The following is a 19450-nucleotide window of genomic DNA, read 5'->3' on the forward strand; positions in this document are numbered from 1 at the left end:
TAATGTTTTATATAAATACATATTTATTTAGATGTAATTAATAATAATTTACACTAACCCTTTAAAAAGTATATAAATTATATCTAAAACACATCTATATAAAAACTATTTTTGATATATTTTAATGATAAAAAACAATAATTTAGCTTAAATATTACAAATTAAATTATAAATAGTATAAACTACCCCTAATGACCATTCAACTTTGCAACAAGTTCTTTATATGAATGAACTTGTAACTTCTCATAAATGTGTTCTAAATGCTTTCTTACAGTTTTATCTGCAACAAATAACTTTTCACCAATCTGTTTTCCCGTCATTCCTCTCTTAAATAATTCTAGTATCTCCTGTTCTCGTTTAGTCAAATATTCTATTCCTGGTAATGAAGGACTTGGTATTAATTTTACACCCAGCAAATATTTCAATACACGACTAGCCAAGCTAGGTGATAGCGGCAGCCCACCTTCAAGTACTTCGTCAATGGCATTGAACAATTGATGTGGCTTGGCATCTTTGAGCATGTACCCAGATGCTCCGGCTTGCAGTGCTTCAAATAATTTTTGCTCATAATCCATTACCGTTAGCATTATAATCTTTAGGTCCGGGTAATGCTGTTTAACCTGCCTCGTTGCTTCTATACCATCCATTTCAGACATTAGAATATCCATCAACAGCACTTTAGGCACAGTTCCTGCCTGTAACGTCTTGAGGAGCAAATGTCCGCTTCTTACTTCAAATAGCACCTCTGCCTCTTCGCTAAGCGCTAGCTTATCACGAATATCCTGCCCCAGTTGGACATTGTCTTCAACTATGCCGATGGTTATCTTTTGCATTCAAGCCAAAAGTTAGATTTACTTGATATTTGAAAGGTACAATGTGAAAAACAGCTTGTAAATACGTCAAATGACGTATTTTTAAACTTAAATAGGTAATACTACTTTAATACAAGTACCTGAAGTAGTAGAATTTAATAAAAAAGTACCTTGAACTTCCTCAGTACGCTTACGCATGTTAATTAGCCCAAAACCCTTTGTATAAGATACATCATGAAAACCTTGGCCGTCATCTGTGATGGTAAGCGAAGTATCTGTTTGGGAAATCTCTAATGTTACTTTCACTTGTGAGGCAATTGCATATTTTAATGCATTGATTGTTCCTTCCTGTGCTATTCGGATAAGGTGCATCGCAATTATAGGCTGTACAACATAGTTGCTATCGATATTTATAAATTCCCAATTTAAAACAGGTAACTCACGGTCTTCCCAAATTTTAAGAAGTAAATTATGCACACGTGCCCCTAAAGCTTTTACAGTTATTTCTTCTTGATCAAGCAGCCAGATAGTTTCACGGAGGGTGTGGTTCATCCCACGGGTGAATTCACTTAATCGGAGAAGTTGACCAGAATCAGGCCATTTATGATAGGCTAGCAATTCCAATCTGGAAATTAGGTGAGTTAATTGTGAGCCAAAACCATCATGTAGATCCCGCCCTAGCTTTTCACGCTGCCCCTGCAATTCTTTTTCTAATTGCAGAGCCTTTAGTTCAGCGATATGACGTTTTTGCTCTGCTTCTATGAAGGACTGCAGCAATGAGTTATATGACTCCTGAACTTCTACTCTTTTAGTCAGATATGTTATGCGCTGACTAGACCAGGCAAGGACACTATTTAGTATTTCAGCCACACTCATTATGTAACCACAACTAGATTAGATTGGTATTATACAATTTTGGCAACAGAGAGGGGGCGGCTTAACTAGTTATAAGTTTTCCGTATTGTGAAGAAGTAAATTATAAAATTTGACAGGCTGCTTCAGCCATTATCATGCAGGCTTTACAATATATTTAACTATTTTTTTTATTCAATAATTAATCATAAATTATAGTATAAAAAAGTCTAAAATACTTTTACTTTTTTTTATAATAACAAGATAGGATTTAAATTTTCAATAATCAATACCTATAATTAAGTATATATCACTTAAAATGCACCCTTTAGGAAAAATTGATAAGACAGTTCTTAAATATAACTAGTAGTGGAATGTCTGTATAGCAGATATACTCCAATAATTTATAAAATATGGATTGTTTAGCATAAAAGTGGGAACTAACCTTTTCAAATAAGAACTGACTTTCCCCTACACCGCCAATCGCTGCAATATCACCTTACATGCCACCTCAGAAGTCACCTTCACTTTATGTGTTTGATGCAGGGGAATGGAAAAGAAATCGCCGGGAGAAAGGTGGTTGACCTCTCCATCAACGGTAATGTCACAGGTGCCCTCTAAGATAAGGAACCGCTCTTGTTCATCGTGGTGGATTTCTTCCTCGGCCACGCCTTTGATCCAGACAATGGCGGTGGTGGCATTGGGCGAGTAGCCGATGATCTTCACGTAAATGTACTCTAACTCTGAAGGAGTTTGCAGGTCTTCGCGCTCTAACCAGGCGGCATAGTCTTCCTGGCGGGATTCGGGGGAAAGTACCGGCGGAAAGGTAACGGGTTCTCCCTGCTGCAGCCGCACCATGTAGTCAATGGTAGCCAATACAAGGGGCTTTACCGTACTTTTAGGCGCTACGGCATGCGCTAGCGCATAGGCTTCAATAGTCTGGCGAATGGTCTCAATCTCTTCTCGGATTTCAGGATGTGCGGAAGCCATCTGCTCCACCTCCTGGGTTTCACCTGGGGTGGTAACTCCCATGACGTACAGCTCTAAAATCCCGGATTCTATATAGTCTATGATGGGGTTCATGCTGTTCTTTCCGCTCCTATGTGTTTGAAAGCCGATTTTAACTGGCTTTTGAGTTCTTCCTGAGAGATATTCAAGGCTTCGGCCGCCTGCTGGCAGGTATAGCCTTTGTGGTAAATTAAATCAAGGATGGCATTTTCCTGGGGCTGCAATTGGCAGAAAACTTCTTTTGTTTGGCTCTCCTCCAGTTGATCTGTTTCCCTGGTTGCCTCTGGTGTAACAGGGTCTTCGTCTTTTTTGCCGAAGGTAAGGTGCGCGTATTTGCCCGTTTTATGTGCCTCCAGCGCTATTCCCCGGGCCATGGCCAAACCCCAGGTTAGAAACCGGCTTTGGGTAGGGTCAAAAATATGGATGCGGGACCAGATGGCCAGAAACGTCTCTTTCAGCACCTCTTCCGCTACCTCGGTATTTTGCACAATGCGCGAGATCAGCCCTAAGAGCACCGGCGCGTAGGCATCATACAGCAGCCCGAAGGCTTCCTGTTTCCCCTCCCGGATTGCCTCTATCAGTCGTTCTTCTGCTTCTCTCTGCAGGGTCAATGGTGCCATATAATCTTCTTTATCTTCCCCTAACGTTTTCCGCTTGCCAACCCTCTTAACTCTTGCCTAAGATAACTAACCCCGCCTGTAATACCTAACGGGCTTGGTGCCCTTCTCAATTCAATTAGTATATACCAAATAAAACTAATTTTACATGTACCGGCCAGTTACCGTCTTTAGATTATTTTCCGCTAACCTTTTAAGAATAAGCCGGAAAATAAAAATCTATTTTAGATTTAGGACTGATAATTTATAACCCCCGTTCAGTTTCATCCTATGAGAAAACACCTTCCCCCTTTGCTCGCCTGCTGTCTTCTGCTTTTAACAGCCCTCCCTTCGTTTGCTCAGAAGTTCTCTTTTGAGGCAGTAAAAGCCTATCCTTTTCCTACCGCACTCACCGCCTCAGCACAGGGCTCCAGAGTTGCCTGGGCGGTTGATGAGCAGGGCAAACGGAACATCTACGTGGCCGAGGGGCCGGATTTCGTTCCCCGTAGGCTCACCAATTATTTGCAGGACGATGGGCAGGAACTCACCAGTGTTTCGCTTTCGCCAGACGGGAAATGGGTGGTGTATGTACGAGGTGGGGACCATGGATCAAGCTGGAACGAGGAGGCGCCCGTGAACGCTTCCTTCAGTCCGGTCACTCCTAAGGTGCAGATCTGGAGTGTGCCTTTTACCGGAGGCGAACCGAAAGCTTTAGGGGATGGCGAAAACCCAGCCATCTCACCTAAGGGAGAATCCCTTGCTTTCACCAAAAACGGACAGGTGTGGGGAGCGCCATTGGATGCCTCTGCACCGGCCAAGCAGTTGTTTTCGGCGAGAGGCACGAACGGTTCCCTGGAATGGTCGCCCAACGGAGAACAGTTGGTGTTTATTTCTAATCGCGGAGACCATGCGTTCATTGGAGTCTTCACCAACGCAGAAACTCCCATTAATTGGATTGCCCCGTCCTTCACCCGCGACCGAAATCCACGCTGGTCGCCAGACGGAAAGCAGATAGTGTTTGTACGCACTCCGGGCCTGGGCGGAGCCCCAGACTCGGTATTGGCCCGCAGACACCAGCCCTGGTCTATCTGGACGGCCGAAGTCTCTACCGGCAAAGCATTTAAACTGTGGGAAGCTCCCAAAACCCTGGCTGGTTCGTTTCCCGGCACCCACGGGGGTGCTAACCTGCACTGGGCCGCGAATGACCGCATTGTGTTCCTCTCTTATCAGGACAACTGGCCCCACCTCTACTCTATCCCGGCAACCGGCGGAAAGCCGCTGCTGCTCACGCCCGGTACCTTCATGGCCGAGCACATTTGCCTGAGCCCCGATAAAAAATGGCTGGTATTCAGTGCCAATTCCGGCCCAGACAAGCAAGACATAGACCGGAGGCACTTGGTGCGGGTACCCGTAGACAAAGCAGCCATGGAAGTGCTGACGCCAGGAACTGGCCAGGAATGGACTCCGGTGGTTACGGGTGACGGAAATTCAATTGTATACTTCTGTGCTACAGCCCAGCGCGCGCCCCTGCCTGCCATGATGCCTTTCAAAAAAGGGAAACCCACGTTGCTGGGAGAAAGCCTGCTTCCTGCTCAACTGCCCATCAAACAACTGGTCACCCCCAAACAGGTCACCTTCAAAGCCCCGGATGGCACAACTATCCACGGGCAGCTTTTTGAGCCCAAAGGCGGCGGCAAGAAACCAGCCATTGTGTATGTGCACGGCGGACCCTCCCGGCAGATGTTACTGGGCTGGAACTACTCAGAGTACTATTCCAACGTGTACGCCTTGAACCAATATTTGACCAACCTGGGGTTTGTGGTGCTTTCGGTGAACTACCGCTTGGGCATTGGGTACGGCTACGACTTCCAGAATCCCGAGAACGCCAACACCAAAGGCAATTCTGAGTACCAGGACATCAAAGCCGCCGGTGAATGGCTGGCTCAGCAGCCGCAGGTAGACGCCTCCCGCATCGGGATTTACGGCGGCTCCTACGGCGGGTACCTGGCCGCCATGGCCCTGGCAAAAGATTCCAAACTTTTCGCGGCCGGCGTTGACATTCACGGCGTACATGACCGCACCATTACCAGAACCTTGGGCATCACCGCTCCAGACCGTTACGAGCGAGCCCCAGATGCGGACCTGGCCTCCAAAGTAGCCTGGCAGTCATCGGTAACCGCCCACGTAAATGGATGGACCTCCCCCGTTCTGATCATTCACGGCGATGATGACCGTAACGTACAATTCAGCCAAAGCACCGATCTGGTGCAGCGCCTGGAGGCCAAAGGTGTGCCCTACGAGTCCCTGGTGATTGTAGATGATACCCACCATTGGATGAGCCATGCCAATGCCCTCAAAGTAGGCTTGGCTACCGCCGATTTTTTCCAACGAAAGCTCATGAAGCCCAGCAATGCCGTGGGAAAGAAGTAGACGTACGCTGAAAGTAAAAACGTTTCGGGTCTGTTTTCCTCAAAACAGTCCCGAAACGTATTGTCAGATCTCTGATATGAAGTAAGCCTGAAATCAACTATTCCTTAGTCCATTCTGGAAGGATCAGATAGGCAAACCAAAAAGGCCTTGTATGAGAACAATTGTCCTGGCGATTGTTCACTTATCAAGACGATTGGCAAAACTATTCTTCTATATCTATTTAGCGCGGAACTCACCTCACTTTTCTATGTATCCATAGTGCTGAGGAAAGACTTAGGTTTAGCTTTGAGATAAAAGTGTTTCTGACCTATTTTCCAGAAAACTGATCGAAACGAATCCAATTACTTATTAACCTGCCCCTATCAACAAAGAAGAAAATCCGGTTCAGCCTGTTTCCTGCCTTCCAAATTTATCGGTAAGTTCTTGTTAGATGCTGTTAGAAAAGTATAAGAGTCTATGATTTCTCAGGCAGAAGCAACTCAAACTCCTTCCCGGGAACAACCGTGAGCTTGTAGGCTTTGATCCAGGGGTTGAGCAGCCGAAGGGTCTTATAATTGATGCCCTGTTCCACCGCGAATTGAGGCAGATCTGGAATAGAAGAAGTCACGCGGTAGGTACGCGTTGGCAGAGGATCATAGCCCTGTTCTTTCGGTAGTTCAAAGCCATACTTCTGCGGGTTGCCCAACACTTCTTTCAAGGCCAGAATGCGGAACATGTACCGCGAGGTCTCGTCGTTGAGGTATAGGTCATAGTAGGAACTCACCCGCTGCCGCTCCAAGGCATCTCCAATGCCGTTCATTCCCCGGTTGTAGGCGGCGGCTGCGTTGGTCCAGTTACCGAACCGCTTCTTCGCCGATTTCAGGTACCGACAGGCTGCTAGGGTAGCCTTCTCCACATGGAAACGTTCGTCTACCTCGGCGTTCACCAGCAAGCCATAACCGCGGGCAGTGTCGGGCATGAGTTGCCAGAAACCGGAAGCTCCGGCCGGGGACGTCACCGGGCTGAACAGGCTTTCGGCCAGGGAGAGGTACACAAAATCCTGCGGGATGTCATTTTCGCGGAGCAGGCGCTCAATCTCGGGTTGGTACCGCTGCATGCGCTTCAGTCCCAGCAAGGTGGTGGCTTGCAGATAGGAATTTACCAGTAGCTCCCGGTCCAGCCGCTCGGCTACATCGGGCACCTCCAAAGGAACAGGTTCTCCGGCAAAAGATAATGAGGTGGGCAGCACCGGTGCTCTTACCACTCCTTCCCGCACCAAGGCAGGTCCCGAGCCGCTTTCGCTCGAACTCACCACTTGCAAGGGTTGCTGGCTACAAAGTTGCACGGTCACCGCAATAAACCCCAACGCGCCGAAGTATTTCCAAATGTTATGATTCATGTTCTCCTCCTTTCTGGCTGGTTCCTCGGAAAGTATAACCGCATTTAAGCGCTTTTTATTCTACCTCAGAAATCCTTCAGCCTTTTTCTTACGCATATTCCCTTTTTCTGAGTGCAGTTTTAGTATCAAAATTTAAGAAAGCGGCAGAAAAACACCTCAAACTTCAAACCAAAAATCGGGTTACGTCTCTGCAAGTTCTAGTACACCTGTCAATCGCTTCTTACCAAATCAATCAAATTTGCTTAACATATAGCTTGAGATAAGTTCAAGAACAGAATAGTTGTCAGCCTCTGTTTGGAATGACTAATGTATCATTCCTCTAATACTCTTTTCTTATTCAGTACAAAGAACTTGCCCTTGTCCACTTTTGCTAAGAGCATTTGTCAATTCAATTCGATAACGCCATAAGGCCGGTAATTTTTCAACCCTTTAAATACCGCCTCGTATAGCTAGTACAAATACTAACCAAAAGAACCTATACCACTATGGCTAAGTTAAAGACATTAGAAGACCTGTTTGAGCACCAACTAAAAGACCTATACAGTGCCGAAAAGCAAGGCATTGCTGCCCTCACTAAAATGATCAAAGCCACTGAGGACGAGAAACTGAAGCAGATGATTGAGACGCACCTGGAAGAAACCAGAGCGCAGAAAGACCGCCTGGAGAAAGTGTGCGAGTTGGTAGGTACCAGCCCAGGACGCATGAAGTGTAAAGCCATGGAAGGCCTGGTAGAAGAAGGCGAAGAAACCATTGAAGAAGATGCGACCCCGGAAGTAAAAGACGCCGGTTTGATCGCTTCCATCCAGCGCATGGAGCACTACGAGATTGCCGGTTACGGTACTGCCGCTCACTTCGCAGAGCGTTTAGGCCACACAGAGGCTGCCCAACTTCTGAGACAAACCCTGGAAGAAGAGCAAAAAACCGACACGCTCCTGAACGATCTGGCGAAAAGCTACATCAACGAAAAAGCAGAATAGTTTTAAATTAAAGTCATTCGCTTTCAAAAGAGCCTGCTCAACGTAGCGGGCTCTTCTGTTTTACTACCTTTCCTAATAAGAGAGACTGAACTACCCCCTCCTCTTTTGTCATCCTGAAAGGATCTTGGTTACGAGCGGTAATAGCGTTTATTCACAGCTTTTCTAGTTTGCTCACAAGATCCTTCCAGGATGACAAATGTGATTGGATATGCGTCAAACAGACTTAGTCTCCTTCTTAGTTAAGCTACGTTTTAATCTTGTTTTCCTGAAAGAAGCCCAAATCAAGTTGGACTTAGAGAAAGCCGAAGATTGAAAATTGTACAACAGCGCAGATGACTTTCGGCTTAGATTCCGGAAATTTGCGGTTGCATGTCACGTACCTCTATCCTATCCAGTTTACCCGAGTTACCGGTCAAGGAAGCGCTTCCGCGGCTGGTCTCCGCTTTAGAAACAAACTCCCGCGCCGTGTTGGAGGCGCCTCCCGGAGCCGGTAAAACCACGTTGGTGCCCTTGGCCTTGTTAGAGGCAGATTGGCGCGCCGGCGGAAAGATCATCATGCTGGAGCCCCGTAGGTTAGCCGCCCGGGCCGCCGCTCAGCGCATGTCTGATCTGCTGGGCGAGGAAGTGGGCCAAACGGTAGGGTATTGGGTACGCATGGAGCACATTGTCTCGGAGAAAACCCAGATTGAGGTGGTTACCGAGGGTATTCTCACGCGGCTGCTGCAGAGCGACCCGGCCCTAGAAGGCATTGCCGCCATTATCTTCGATGAATTCCACGAACGCAGCCTGCAGGCCGATGTAGGGCTTGCCTTAGCTTTGGATGCCCAAGCCGTGCTGCGTCCCGACTTGCGGCTATTGGTGATGAGTGCTACCCTGGATGCGAAATCGGTGGCAACCTGGCTGGAAGCGCCCGTGGTGAAAAGCGAGGGCCGCCAATTCCCCGTAGAAACAAAGTACCTTTCTCCCGCCGAAGTTGCCTCGGCAGGCCACCGTCCGGCAGAACGCCTGAACAACTTAGTGCCGAAAGCAATCCGGCAGGCCCTAACGCAGGAACCCGAGGGAGATGTGCTGGTCTTTTTGCCTGGCATGGGCGAGATGCGCCGCGTGGCCCAAGCACTGGAAGAGAAACTGCCCTCCACGGTTGACCTGCACCTGCTACACGGAGATTTGAACCTGTCGCAGCAACTAGCCGCTATCCGGCCTGCTCCGGCAGGAAGGCGCAAAGTGGTACTGGCCACCAGCATCGCCGAGACCAGTTTGACCATAGAGGGTGTGAAAGTGGTGATTGACGGCGGCTACGCCCGCGTCCCCAAGTTTGTGCCGCGTATTGGACTCACCACATTAGCCACTATCCCGGTCTCCCTGGCGGCGGCTGATCAACGCCGGGGCCGGGCAGGACGTTTAGGACCGGGCGTCTGCTACCGCATGTGGTCCTCGGCGGATCAACTGCAATTAGCCGACCGCCAGACGCCTGAGATCTGCGAGGCCGACTTAACCGGCCTGGCCCTGGAACTCTCCATCTGGGGTGCCCAGGAAGCCACCGACCTCAAATGGTTGGACACTCCGCCCGCTGCCGCGCTGGCCCTGGCCCGTGACCTGCTGGTTCGGCTGGAAGCCCTTGATCAGAACGGGAAAGCCACCGCCCACGGAAAAGCCCTGGCCGCTTTGGGCTTATCTCCCCGTTTAGGCCATTTGGTCATGCTCGGCCATGCACTAGGCCTGGGCACCACCGCCTGTGACTTGGCTGCCCTTTTATCAGACCGCGACATTCTCAAACCCCTGCAGATATCGTGGTCAGACCCGCTGCCCGATTTGTCTTTGCGGCTGGAGATCTTAGACGGCCAGTCCCCTCCCACGCCAGGGTACACGGTAGACGCTAACACCGTCAGGAAAATACGGGAACAAGCCCAGAACCTTCGGCAGCGGATCAAAGAGAAACGAGCACCTATCAATTTGGATGCAACCGGACTGCTCACTGCCCTGGCGTACCCAGACCGGCTTGCCCAACGCGAAGCATCCGGCAGAATACGTCTGGTCTCAGGGCAGCGGGCTTCTTTGCAAACCGAGTTGTTCGGCGAGGCGGAGTTCTACGCGGTAGCACACCTGGAACTAGGCAACAAGCCCCGGGTACTCACCGCCGCGCCTGTTTCCAAGGAAGAATTACTCAAACAATTCTCCGGTCAACTGGAGAAAATACAAGAGGTGCGCTGGGATGCCGCTACTGAAAAAGTGATTGCCCGCCAGATTACCCGTTTGGGAGCGTTGACCCTAGAAGAAAATATACTACAGAACCCAGACCAGGAGACCGTTGCCCGAGCGCTCTTGCAGGGTTTGCAGGAAAAAGGAATTCAACGGTTGCCGTGGTCGGAGGATGCCCAAAAAACGCTTAGGCGATTGGCGTTTCTGCACCACCTCCTGCCTGAGCAATGGCCTGATGTGTCGGAACCGCACCTGGAGGCTACCATGGAAGAATGGCTGCTGCCACACTTGGTTGGGTTGAGAAACCTGGACCAGGTGTCCAGATTAGATTTCAAGGAGATTCTGCTGGCCGATCTTACCTGGGAACAGCGGCAGGAAATGGACCGGATGGCCCCATCCCACCTGGAGGTGCCCAGCGGTTCTCGTATTACCTTAGATTATTCAGACGTGAACGCCCCGGTGCTGGCCGTGCGATTGCAGGAAGTCTTCGGGATGTTGGACACGCCCCGGATTGGCGGCGGCAAGGTTCCGGTGCTCATGCACCTGCTCTCTCCGGCTTCCCGGCCCGTTCAGGTTACCCGCGATCTGCGTAGTTTCTGGAGCACCGGCTACTTTGATGTCAGAAAAGACCTGCGCGGCCGCTACCCCAAACACCATTGGCCCGATGATCCGCTCTCGGCGCCACCTACAAGAGGTACCAAGAAAAGACCTCAGCCATAAGTTGTCTAGCACTCAGATGTCCCGCCTGATAAAAGCTGTTCTCTGTTTCAGTGCTGTTTCGCAGAAAATGGGGTAAAAACAACAAAGGGGAAGCCATGGCTTCCCCTTTGTTGTTTTAAAGGCGGGCTACATTAATAGCCTCTGATTTCAGCATTAGCGCCGGCCGGACGATTTGGGCCGTCTTTCTCGCCATCTGAGCCTTTTACTTTTACAAGTTTATTGTAAAGCCCTAAAAGCAAGAATGGCGCTGGCCATTGCCCTACAAACAGAGCTTCATCGTCTTTTTTCATCACTTTCAGGGTAGCAGATACAGCCATTGAGCCAAGGGCTGCCCACAGGAACAGATCAGAAGGCAATTTAGCGGTATACTCTTCAATAGCACGGGCTACTGGTCCTTCTTTATGATCTGGGTTAAAGTTGTCGGCTTTTTCTTTTAAGTTTGATACGTCCATAGCTTTATTTGGGTTAATAAGTTGGTATATGGGTATCAAAACGTAGGAAGCTTTTCTAAGGTTAGCAAAAAATCAAAAGATGCGGAGAAAGAATTGAGTTTATCACTGATAGTAGCTCCTCTCTCACAGATTTAATTCCTTTCAGAAGGCAAATTTTGCTTCCCTCTTACCAGCCTAAAACTACTTCCACTTTGCACAAGTGCGCTCCTATCTGCCAGGCAGAAAAACCCTAAAACAGCTCCAGAGACAATTGCTCTGCCGGGGAAATTACCTTCGGTTTAGCAGGAGGTGCTAGAATTGGACTAACAGGCGCGCCATCAATATAATACACAGGCGTTTCCTCAAACCTGGAGGCTACTACCACCTGCGTACCACCCGCATGGGTAGAAAACAATTCTTTCACTAACGCAGGATTGTTGTTATCCCGGGAAAGGTGCCCCAGCAGCACATGGCTCATGAAATCGGGTTTGTACCCGGTGAACAGATTCAAAGCCTGCCGGTTGGAAAGATGGCCATGGTTTCCCTTGATCCTGGCTTTCAGGTGGTAAGGATAGTACCCGCGGTCCAGCATCTCCTCATCATAATTGGTTTCCAGGAAAGCAGCATGGCACTGACGGAAGTTCTGGATGACATGGTCACAAGGCGTCCCGATATCTGTAAAAACGCCTATGTTGATGCCCCCTCCGGAAACCACGAAGCTGTGCGGATCAGCGGCATCGTGCAGTTTGGGAAAACCGGTGATGGCCAGCTCCCCGATATCTACCGGCTCATAGGCTTGGAAGGATCTTACCAGCTGCGCCTCCACCCCAAACCGTAGCCCCCGCAACGTGGCCGGAGTAATGTACACCGGAATACGGTACTTCTTGGCTAAGACGGTCAGGCCTTTGATATGGTCTGAGTGCTCATGGGAAATGAAAATAGCCTTTACTTTCTCCAGGGAAAGCCCCAGTCGGTTCATCCGCCGCTCAGTTTCGCGGCAAGAAATGCCCACATCCACCAACACTGCTTCCTTCTCATTCCCCACGTAATAGCAATTGCCGTTACTCCCCGATGCCAATGATGCTATGCTCAATCCCATACTACAAAATTAACGGATGAGGGGGAATAATTTTATGTGGGTTACTATAAGATAAGTAGAAAAGATTTGAGGCAAAGCTCTTTTACTTTACATATTAATTTAGCTAAGAACATACATCCTGGTTTGCTGCCTTTTGGAACTGCTTATCAGGCTAAGTTACCATTAATGGTTAGTCATTTCTCCCTCGCTCGCCTCTGGCGAGTGTGCGTTATCATGTGGCCTCTGGCCGCTATGCACTTTATAAAAACAAATAATGAACTAGGGATTTTGCCCGCATAGCGGCGGGACGCCGCCCAATAACGCACACTCGCCAGAGGCGAGCGAGGGAGTGTATAAGCAACTACAAAGAGCCTAAACCTGACATCATTTTCAACCCACCACTTATTTTAGGCCTATTTCCTGAAAAACAAACCTGAAACAGAAGCAAGGCAAAAGGTTTAGTTTGGCTGAGAGGACTTGCGGGGAACCAGGATGGGGTCTAAGACAATGCGCTCTGGGGCGGTGCCGTAGAAATCCTGCGTGCTGGAGCTTAGCTTCAGGAATAATCGGGCGGTTTCCTCCCCCATCTTTACGGTCTGTTGGTCAATGGTGGAAAGTGATGGCGTCACAAAGGCTCCGAAGGCTTCATTCGCGAATCCTACCACGCCTACCTCCTCGGGCACCCTGACACCCGATTCCAACAGTTGCTGAAGCGCGCCCATGGCGGTATAATCTTCGGCGGCGAAAACGGCGTCAAACGGGGTTTTATCTTTGAGCAATTGCTGTACCGCGGCTTTGCCAGATTCCAGGGCAATCCGTTTTTTGAAGATCAGTTTTCGGGAAACCGATAAGCCGTGCTCCTGCAAGGCGTCGCGGTAGCCTCGGTAGCGTTCGTTGAAGATGGTCAGGTTCTGGTCTGAGGTAATGTGCACGATGCGCTGATAGCCCTGCTGAATCAAATGCTCCGTAGCGGCATAACCGCCCTGGTAGTCATTGATGGTCACTGAGGGTACGCCCAGATCTTTGATGGCCCGGTCAAAAAACAGAAGCGGCACCTGGCGTTTCCTGATTTCGGAATACACCTCATTTCCTTCGGCCTCATTGGACACCGAGGAGATAATGCCATCCACCCGGGACTGCAAAAACGTCTCAATCCCCTTCTGCTCCTGCAAAAGGGATTCGCCGGTCTGGTACAGCAGAATGTTGTAGCCGTTCTCGTTCATCACCTTCTCAATGCCGTGCACCACCGAACTGAAGAAACTGGTATCTAGGCTGGGCACAATAATACCAATCACGTTGGTGCGGCCAGAACGGAGCGAGGATGCGAGTTTGTTCTGCTGGTAGTTCAGACGTTTGGCGGTTTCCAGCACGGCGGCCTTGGTGGCTGCGCTGATGGCCGGATGGTCATTCAGGGCCCGGGCTACGGTAGAGAACGTTACATCTAACTCACGGGCAATATCATGTATGGTGGTCTTCTTCAACTTCTCGGGGATTGGGCATAAATATACCCAATGCTCATTTAAAAATTTTCAACAAATAGCTTTAACCAATATGATTCTGGCTTCTTTTTAGAAAATCAACCAGGAAACCGTGCAACCACTTGGCCTTTCTGATTCAAGATTGACGAATCTTGCCTTTTTCCTTCTCTGAAGAATAAGCAGCAATAAAATAAAAACTTCTCTTCAAACCGAGGTATTTTTCGCCTTTATTCCTAAAATTTCAGTAATTAAAGTCAATAAATTTTCTATTCTAAAAATTTTCCCTTAAACTTATGCCAACGTTGGCATAAATCTGAATTGAAAGTATTTCGTACCATTAAATCAGCCGTTTGCCCGCGTACAGTGCTCATTAAGAAACAACGCCCAGTATGCTCTTATTAGGAATAGACGTAGGTACTTCTTCTATCAAAGTCTCTGTTGTGGACGCCGACACCCAGAAAAGCTTGGCTTCGGCTCAGTATCCCGACACGGAATCCAAAATCAACTCCCTGCAGCCGGGTTGGGCCGAGCAGTCGCCCGAGATGTGGTGGGAGCATACCCAGAAAGCCATTGCCAAGGTAAACGCCACGGGCAAGTACAACCCCCAGGACATTGGCGCCATAGGCATTGCCTACCAGATGCACGGCCTGGTGGTGGTAGACCAAGACCAGAACGTGCTGCGCGAATCTATTATCTGGTGCGATAGCCGCGCCGTGCCTTACGGAAATCAGGCGTTTGAGCACATTGGCAAAGAGCAGAGTCTTTCTCGCCTGTTAAATTCTCCGGGTAACTTCACCGCCGCCAAATTGGCCTGGGTAAAGGGAAACGAGCCGGAAACGTTCAGCAGAATCTATAAAATCATGCTGCCCGGCGACTACATCGCCATGAAACTGACGGGCGAAATCACTACCAGCGTCTCGGCTTTGTCTGAGGGGATTTTCTGGGATTTCCAGAAAGACGAGGTTTCTGCCGATGTCATGAACTTCTTTGGGTTCAGCGCAGACATTATCCCGGAGGTGCGACCGCTGTTTTCATCGCACGGCGAAGTGAAACCAGAAGTTGCCTCTACCCTTTCTCTGAAAGCAGGCATACCGGTAGCTTATAAATCAGGCGACCAGCCTAACAACGCGCTTTCGTTGAACGTGCTCCATCCCGGTGAAGTGGCCGCTACGGCAGGTACCTCGGGCGTAATTTACGGCGTGAGCGATCAATTGGTGTATGACCCCCAATCACGGGTGAACACCTTCGCGCACGTGAACTACACCCCAGAATCTAAGCGCGTGGGCGTGCTCATGAACATCAACGGTACCGGCATCATGAACAGCTGGTTAAAAGAAAACATGGGCCAGGGCTTGAGCTATCCGCAGATGAACGAAGAAGCCCGGAAAACCCCGGTGGGTAGCCAGGGCTTGCGCATTTTCCCTTTCGGGAACGGAGCGGAGCGGGTATTCAACAACCGCATCATTGGCGCACAATTCCATCATCTTGATTTCAACCTGCATTCCAAAGCCCACGTGTTCCGGGCGGTGCAGGAAGGAATCGCGTTCACGTTCCGCTACGGGCTGGACATCATGCGTGAGAACGGCATGAATCCGCAGGTGATACGGGCGGGCAACGCCAACATGTTCCTGAGCGATCTGTTCGCCGAAGCCTTTGTGAACGCCACCCACGTACCGGTAGAATTGTACCAGAACGACGGTAGCGTAGGCGCTGCCCTGGGGGCCGGAATTGGTGCCAAGGTTTTCAGCTCCGCGCAGGAAGCGTTCAGCCGGTTTGAGCGCCTGCGAGTGGTGGAACCAACCCAGACCGATGCCTTCGAAACCGCTTACCAGGACTGGAAAGCATTGCTATTAAAACAACTGAGTAACTAATTTTTTAACACCATACATTCAAAGCCATGGCAAATCACACCTTAGTAGACACAGAATACTTCAAAGGAATAGGACAGATAAAGTTTGAAGGTCCGGAGTCTGACAACCCGTTGGCGTACCGTTGGTATGACGAAAACCGTGTAGTGGCGGGCAAAACCCTGAAAGAGCATCTTAAGTTTTCAGTGGCCTATTGGCACTCATTCAACGCGAACGGCTCTGATCCATTCGGAGGCCCAACGTTGAACTTCGCCTGGGACCAGAGTTCAGATGTAATTGAGCGTGCCAAAGCCAAAATGGATGCCGCGTTTGAGTTCATCACTAAATTGGGCATGCCTTACTACTGCTTCCATGATGTGGACGTGGTAGACTTTGGCAATGACGTTGTGGAAAACGAGCGTCGTTTGCAGACCATGGTGGAATACGCGAAGCAGAAGCAAGCCGAAACCGGTGTGAAACTGCTGTGGGGAACTGCCAACGTATTCTCGCACGAGCGTTACATGAACGGTGCCTCTACTAACCCAGATTTCCATGTGTTATCGCACGCAGCTGCGCAGGTGAAAGGTGCGTTGGATGCCACTATTGCCCTGGGTGGTGAAAACTACGTGTTCTGGGGAGGCCGCGAAGGTTACATGACTTTGCTGAACACCAACATGAAGCGTGAGCAAGAACACCTGGCCCGCTTCCTGCACTCAGCCAAAGACTACGCCCGTGCGCAAGGCTTCAAAGGTACATTCTTCATTGAGCCTAAGCCAATGGAACCAACCAAGCACCAGTACGACTACGACTGCGCTACCGTGATCGGGTTCCTGCGTCAGCACGATTTATTAGGTGATTTCAAAATCAACATCGAGGTAAACCACGCTACTCTGGCGGGCCACACCTTCCAGCACGAGCTGCAGGTTGCCGCTGATGCCGGGGTACTGGGTTCAGTAGATGCCAACCGCGGTGACTACCAGAACGGCTGGGATACTGACCAGTTCCCGAACAACCTGAACGAACTGACCGAGGCCATGCTGATCTTCCTGGAGGCCGGTGGCCTGCAAGGCGGTGGCGTGAACTTCGATGCCAAAATCAGAAGAAACTCCACTGACCCAGCTGACCTGTTCTACGCCCACATTGGTGGTGCCGATACGTTTGCCCGCGCCCTGATCACCGCTGACAACATCCTGCAGAACTCTGACTACCTCAAAATCCGCAAGGAGCGTTACGCTTCTTTTGACAGCGGCAAAGGTCAGGAGTTTGAGCAAGGCAAACTGTCTCTGGAAGACCTGCGCGCCTACGCCATTGAGCAAGGTGAGCCAACCCTGCAAAGCGGCCGTCAGGAGTACCTGGAGAACCTGATCAACCGGTTCATCTAAGCTCCTGCGTAAGTTCAGCTTTTCAAAATTGTAGTTTTTTTTTCATGCATAAATGGGAAAGGCTGCCTCTGCTAGAGGCAGCCTTTTTATTTTGGTTGGCGCTCACTTTTTCATTTCGAAATACTTGTTTTGCCTTCTTTTTAGAAAACCAGGCAAAAAAAAAACGGGCTCCAGTAGAGCCCGCCTTTCTCCTATATCCTAATCTTTTTTATGGTTCTTTTTGAAAACTAAGCCGAAAAAGGATCAGCAAACATGCCTATCCTACCAGCACCTTTTTCCGCTCCATCACAGCTTGCACAGCCTTGATGATGTGCTCGTCATCCAGACCGTACTTTTTCATGAGCTGCTCTGGTGTACCGCTTTCCCCGAAGGTATCGTTCACGGCCACGTACTCCATGGGCACCGGATTGTGTTTCACCAGAAGCTGGGCAATGCTGTCGCCTAAACCACCAAGGCGGTTATGCTCCTCGGCACTTACCACGCAGCCGGTCTTGGCTACCGAAGCAAGAACGGCTTCCTCATCCAGCGGTTTAATGGTGTGAATATTGATGATCTCGGCGGAAATGCCCATTTCAGCTAGTTTCTCACCGGCTTTGATGGCTTCCCACACCAGGTGACCCGTCGCGAAAATGCTCACATCGGTTCCTTCGTTCACCATCCAGGCTTTCCCGATCACAAACTCCTGATCGGCTGGGGTAAACACCGGAATGACCGGACGCCCGAAGCGCAGGTACACCGGCCCGTGATGATCAGCGATGGCAATGGTAGCGGCCTTAGTCTGGTTGTAGTCACAGGGGTTAATGACGGTCATGCCCGGTAGCATTTTCATCATGCCTATGTCTTCCAGAATCTGGTGCGTGGCTCCGTCTTCGCCCAAGGTCAGACCCGCGTGCGAGGCGCAGATCTTCACGTTTTTGTCTGAATAGGCAATGGACTGCCGGATCTGGTCGTACACCCGGCCCGTGGAGAAATTGGCGAAAGTACCAGTGTAAGGGATTTTTCCGCCAATGGTCATACCGGCGGCAATGCCCATCATGTTAGCCTCGGCAATTCCCACCTGGAAAAAGCGCTCAGGAAACTCCTTGATGAAGTCTGCCATTTTAAGGGAGCCCACCAGGTCAGCGCAGAGTGCTACCACATTCTCGTTTTTGCGGCCTACCTCCAGCAACCCCGCGCCAAAGCCAGAGCGGGTATCTTTAGACTCTGTATAAGTATATTTTTTCATGTAGATGATTTCTTTTGAAACCTGCCCCATTGCAGGAATTTGATTGATGCGTTTACAGGCCACTTTTTGGAAAAGAAGCCCAAAAGAAAATGATCAACAACCGCGGGCTTAATAGTCCTGCATGTTACAGGTAAGCTGCGCCAATGCCTGCTCTAACTGGGCATCATTTGGGGCCACCCCGTGCCACTTGTGAGATCCCATCATGAAATCCACCCCGTGGCCCATGTTGGTCTGCATCAGGATCATGATAGGTTTCCCCTGGAAGGCTCTGCTTTTAGCTAGCTCCAGCCCCCTGATCACGTCTTCAAAATTGTTGCCGTTCATTTCCAGTACATCCCACCCAAAGGCTTCCCATTTGGCGCGCAGGTTCCCCAGAGACATGACCTTATCGGTAGGTCCGTCTATCTGCTGGCCGTTCACATCAATGGTGGAGATCAGGTTATCTACTTTGTGGTGCGGAGCAAACATGGCTGCTTCCCAAATCTGGCCTTCCTGCAATTCACCGTCACCGTGAAGTGTGAATACCAGGCTGTTATCGCCGTTCAGTTTCTTGGAGAGCGCCGCTCCAATGGCAACCGATAAACCCTGCCCCAGGGAACCGGAGGCAATCCGTACGCCTGGCAAGCCCTCATGGGTGGTGGGGTGCCCCTGCAAGCGGGAGTTCAGCTTGCGGAAGGTCTTGAGTTCGCTTACGTCAAAGTAACCGGCGCGGGCCAGCACACTGTACCATACCGGTGAGATGTGTCCGTTGGAAAGGAAAAACAGGTCCTCTCCCACTGCATCCATGCTGAACTCTTTGTTGTGGTTCATGATCCGGAAATACAGGGCCACCAGAAAATCGGTACAACCAAGGGAACCGCCGGGGTGACCAGATTGGCAACCGTGCACCATGCGTACAACGTCTCGCCGCACCTGTTTGGCAATCTGCTCCAGTTCCTCTACCTGCACGGCTTCTTTTTCTTCTATCTGCATATGTTCTGATTTGCTTTCTGATAAGGATTTAGATTGGAAGGAACTGCTTGAGAAAAAGACTATCC

The 19450-nt window shown here is 49.8% G+C and carries 15 protein-coding genes; 5 read left to right on the top strand and 10 right to left on the bottom strand.

The genetic code is table 11. From position 1 onward, the window contains the following. Window positions 1-188: 188 nt before the first annotated feature. From JT719_RS16950 to JT719_RS16965, 4 genes are all read right to left on the bottom strand, one after another. On the bottom strand, window positions 189-833 hold the full coding sequence (locus tag JT719_RS16950) for a response regulator (RefSeq protein ID WP_207434668.1): 645 nt from the start codon (window positions 831-833) through the stop codon (window positions 189-191). 87 nt (window positions 834-920) lie between these two features. After that, a complete protein-coding gene (locus JT719_RS16955) occupies window positions 921-1682 on the bottom strand; it encodes an ATP-binding protein (RefSeq protein ID WP_207434670.1) in 762 nt (253 codons plus the stop codon). A gap of 453 nt (window positions 1683-2135) precedes the next feature. Beyond that, window positions 2136-2747, bottom strand: a complete 612-nt coding sequence (locus JT719_RS16960) for a cupin domain-containing protein (protein ID WP_207434679.1) — start codon at window positions 2745-2747, stop codon at window positions 2136-2138. Continuing rightward, a complete protein-coding gene (locus JT719_RS16965) occupies window positions 2744-3292 on the bottom strand; it encodes an RNA polymerase sigma factor (RefSeq protein WP_207434682.1) in 549 nt (182 codons plus the stop codon). The genes JT719_RS16960 and JT719_RS16965 overlap by 4 nt, the downstream gene beginning before the upstream one ends. A 267-nt stretch (window positions 3293-3559) precedes the next feature. On the opposite strand from JT719_RS16965, the gene JT719_RS16970 reads away from it, so the two are divergent. Continuing rightward, a complete protein-coding gene (locus JT719_RS16970) occupies window positions 3560-5698 on the top strand; it encodes a S9 family peptidase (RefSeq protein WP_207434684.1) in 2139 nt (712 codons plus the stop codon). A 454-nt stretch (window positions 5699-6152) separates the two neighbouring features. On the opposite strand, the gene JT719_RS16975 is transcribed toward JT719_RS16970, so the two are convergent. Next, window positions 6153-7076, bottom strand: a complete 924-nt coding sequence (locus JT719_RS16975; protein ID WP_207434685.1) for a lytic transglycosylase domain-containing protein — start codon at window positions 7074-7076, stop codon at window positions 6153-6155. A gap of 485 nt (window positions 7077-7561) precedes the next feature. On the opposite strand from JT719_RS16975, the gene JT719_RS16980 reads away from it, so the two are divergent. Together JT719_RS16980 and hrpB are read left to right on the top strand one after the other, a co-directional pair. Beyond that, window positions 7562-8053, top strand: a complete 492-nt coding sequence (locus JT719_RS16980) for a YciE/YciF ferroxidase family protein (protein WP_207434688.1) — start codon at window positions 7562-7564, stop codon at window positions 8051-8053. A 369-nt stretch (window positions 8054-8422) separates the two neighbouring features. Then, window positions 8423-10972, top strand: a complete 2550-nt coding sequence (gene hrpB / locus JT719_RS16985; protein WP_207434690.1) for an ATP-dependent helicase HrpB — start codon at window positions 8423-8425, stop codon at window positions 10970-10972. A gap of 131 nt (window positions 10973-11103) precedes the next feature. Here hrpB and JT719_RS16990 read toward each other — a convergent pair whose 3' ends face one another. The 3 genes from JT719_RS16990 to JT719_RS17000 all read right to left on the bottom strand — a co-directional run bounded on the left by JT719_RS16990 (window position 11104) and on the right by JT719_RS17000 (window position 13962). Beyond that, window positions 11104-11424: a hypothetical protein gene (locus JT719_RS16990; RefSeq protein WP_207435117.1), complete on the bottom strand. Its 321-nt coding sequence runs from the start codon at window positions 11422-11424 to the stop codon at window positions 11104-11106. A gap of 229 nt (window positions 11425-11653) precedes the next feature. Next, window positions 11654-12502 (bottom strand): MBL fold metallo-hydrolase, encoded by an 849-nt coding sequence (locus tag JT719_RS16995; protein WP_207434694.1) that lies wholly within the window; start codon window positions 12500-12502, stop codon window positions 11654-11656. A 437-nt stretch (window positions 12503-12939) separates the two neighbouring features. Continuing rightward, a complete protein-coding gene (locus tag JT719_RS17000; protein ID WP_207434695.1) occupies window positions 12940-13962 on the bottom strand; it encodes a LacI family DNA-binding transcriptional regulator in 1023 nt (340 codons plus the stop codon). A gap of 386 nt (window positions 13963-14348) precedes the next feature. On the opposite strand from JT719_RS17000, the gene JT719_RS17005 reads away from it, so the two are divergent. Together JT719_RS17005 and xylA are read left to right on the top strand one after the other, a co-directional pair. Then, window positions 14349-15830, top strand: a complete 1482-nt coding sequence (locus tag JT719_RS17005) for a xylulokinase (protein WP_207434696.1) — start codon at window positions 14349-14351, stop codon at window positions 15828-15830. 26 nt (window positions 15831-15856) lie between these two features. Then, window positions 15857-17188 carry a xylose isomerase gene (gene xylA / locus JT719_RS17010; protein ID WP_207434698.1) on the top strand — a complete coding sequence of 444 codons (1332 nt, stop codon included), beginning with the start codon at window positions 15857-15859 and terminating at the stop codon, window positions 17186-17188. A 256-nt stretch (window positions 17189-17444) separates the two neighbouring features. Here xylA and JT719_RS17015 read toward each other — a convergent pair whose 3' ends face one another. Continuing rightward, a complete protein-coding gene (locus JT719_RS17015; RefSeq protein WP_207434700.1) occupies window positions 17445-18413 on the bottom strand; it encodes a transketolase family protein in 969 nt (322 codons plus the stop codon). Window positions 18414-18521: 108 nt separating this feature from the next. Then, the gene (locus JT719_RS17020; protein ID WP_207434702.1) at window positions 18522-19385 is read right to left on the bottom strand and encodes a transketolase; all 864 of its coding nucleotides are present in this window, start codon (window positions 19383-19385) and stop codon (window positions 18522-18524) included. Window positions 19386-19450 lie beyond the last annotated feature (65 nt).

The sequence above is a fragment of the Sabulibacter ruber genome (assembly GCF_017355955.1).
In the GTDB taxonomy this organism is placed as follows: Bacteria; Bacteroidota; Bacteroidia; order Cytophagales; family Hymenobacteraceae; genus Nibribacter; species Nibribacter ruber_A.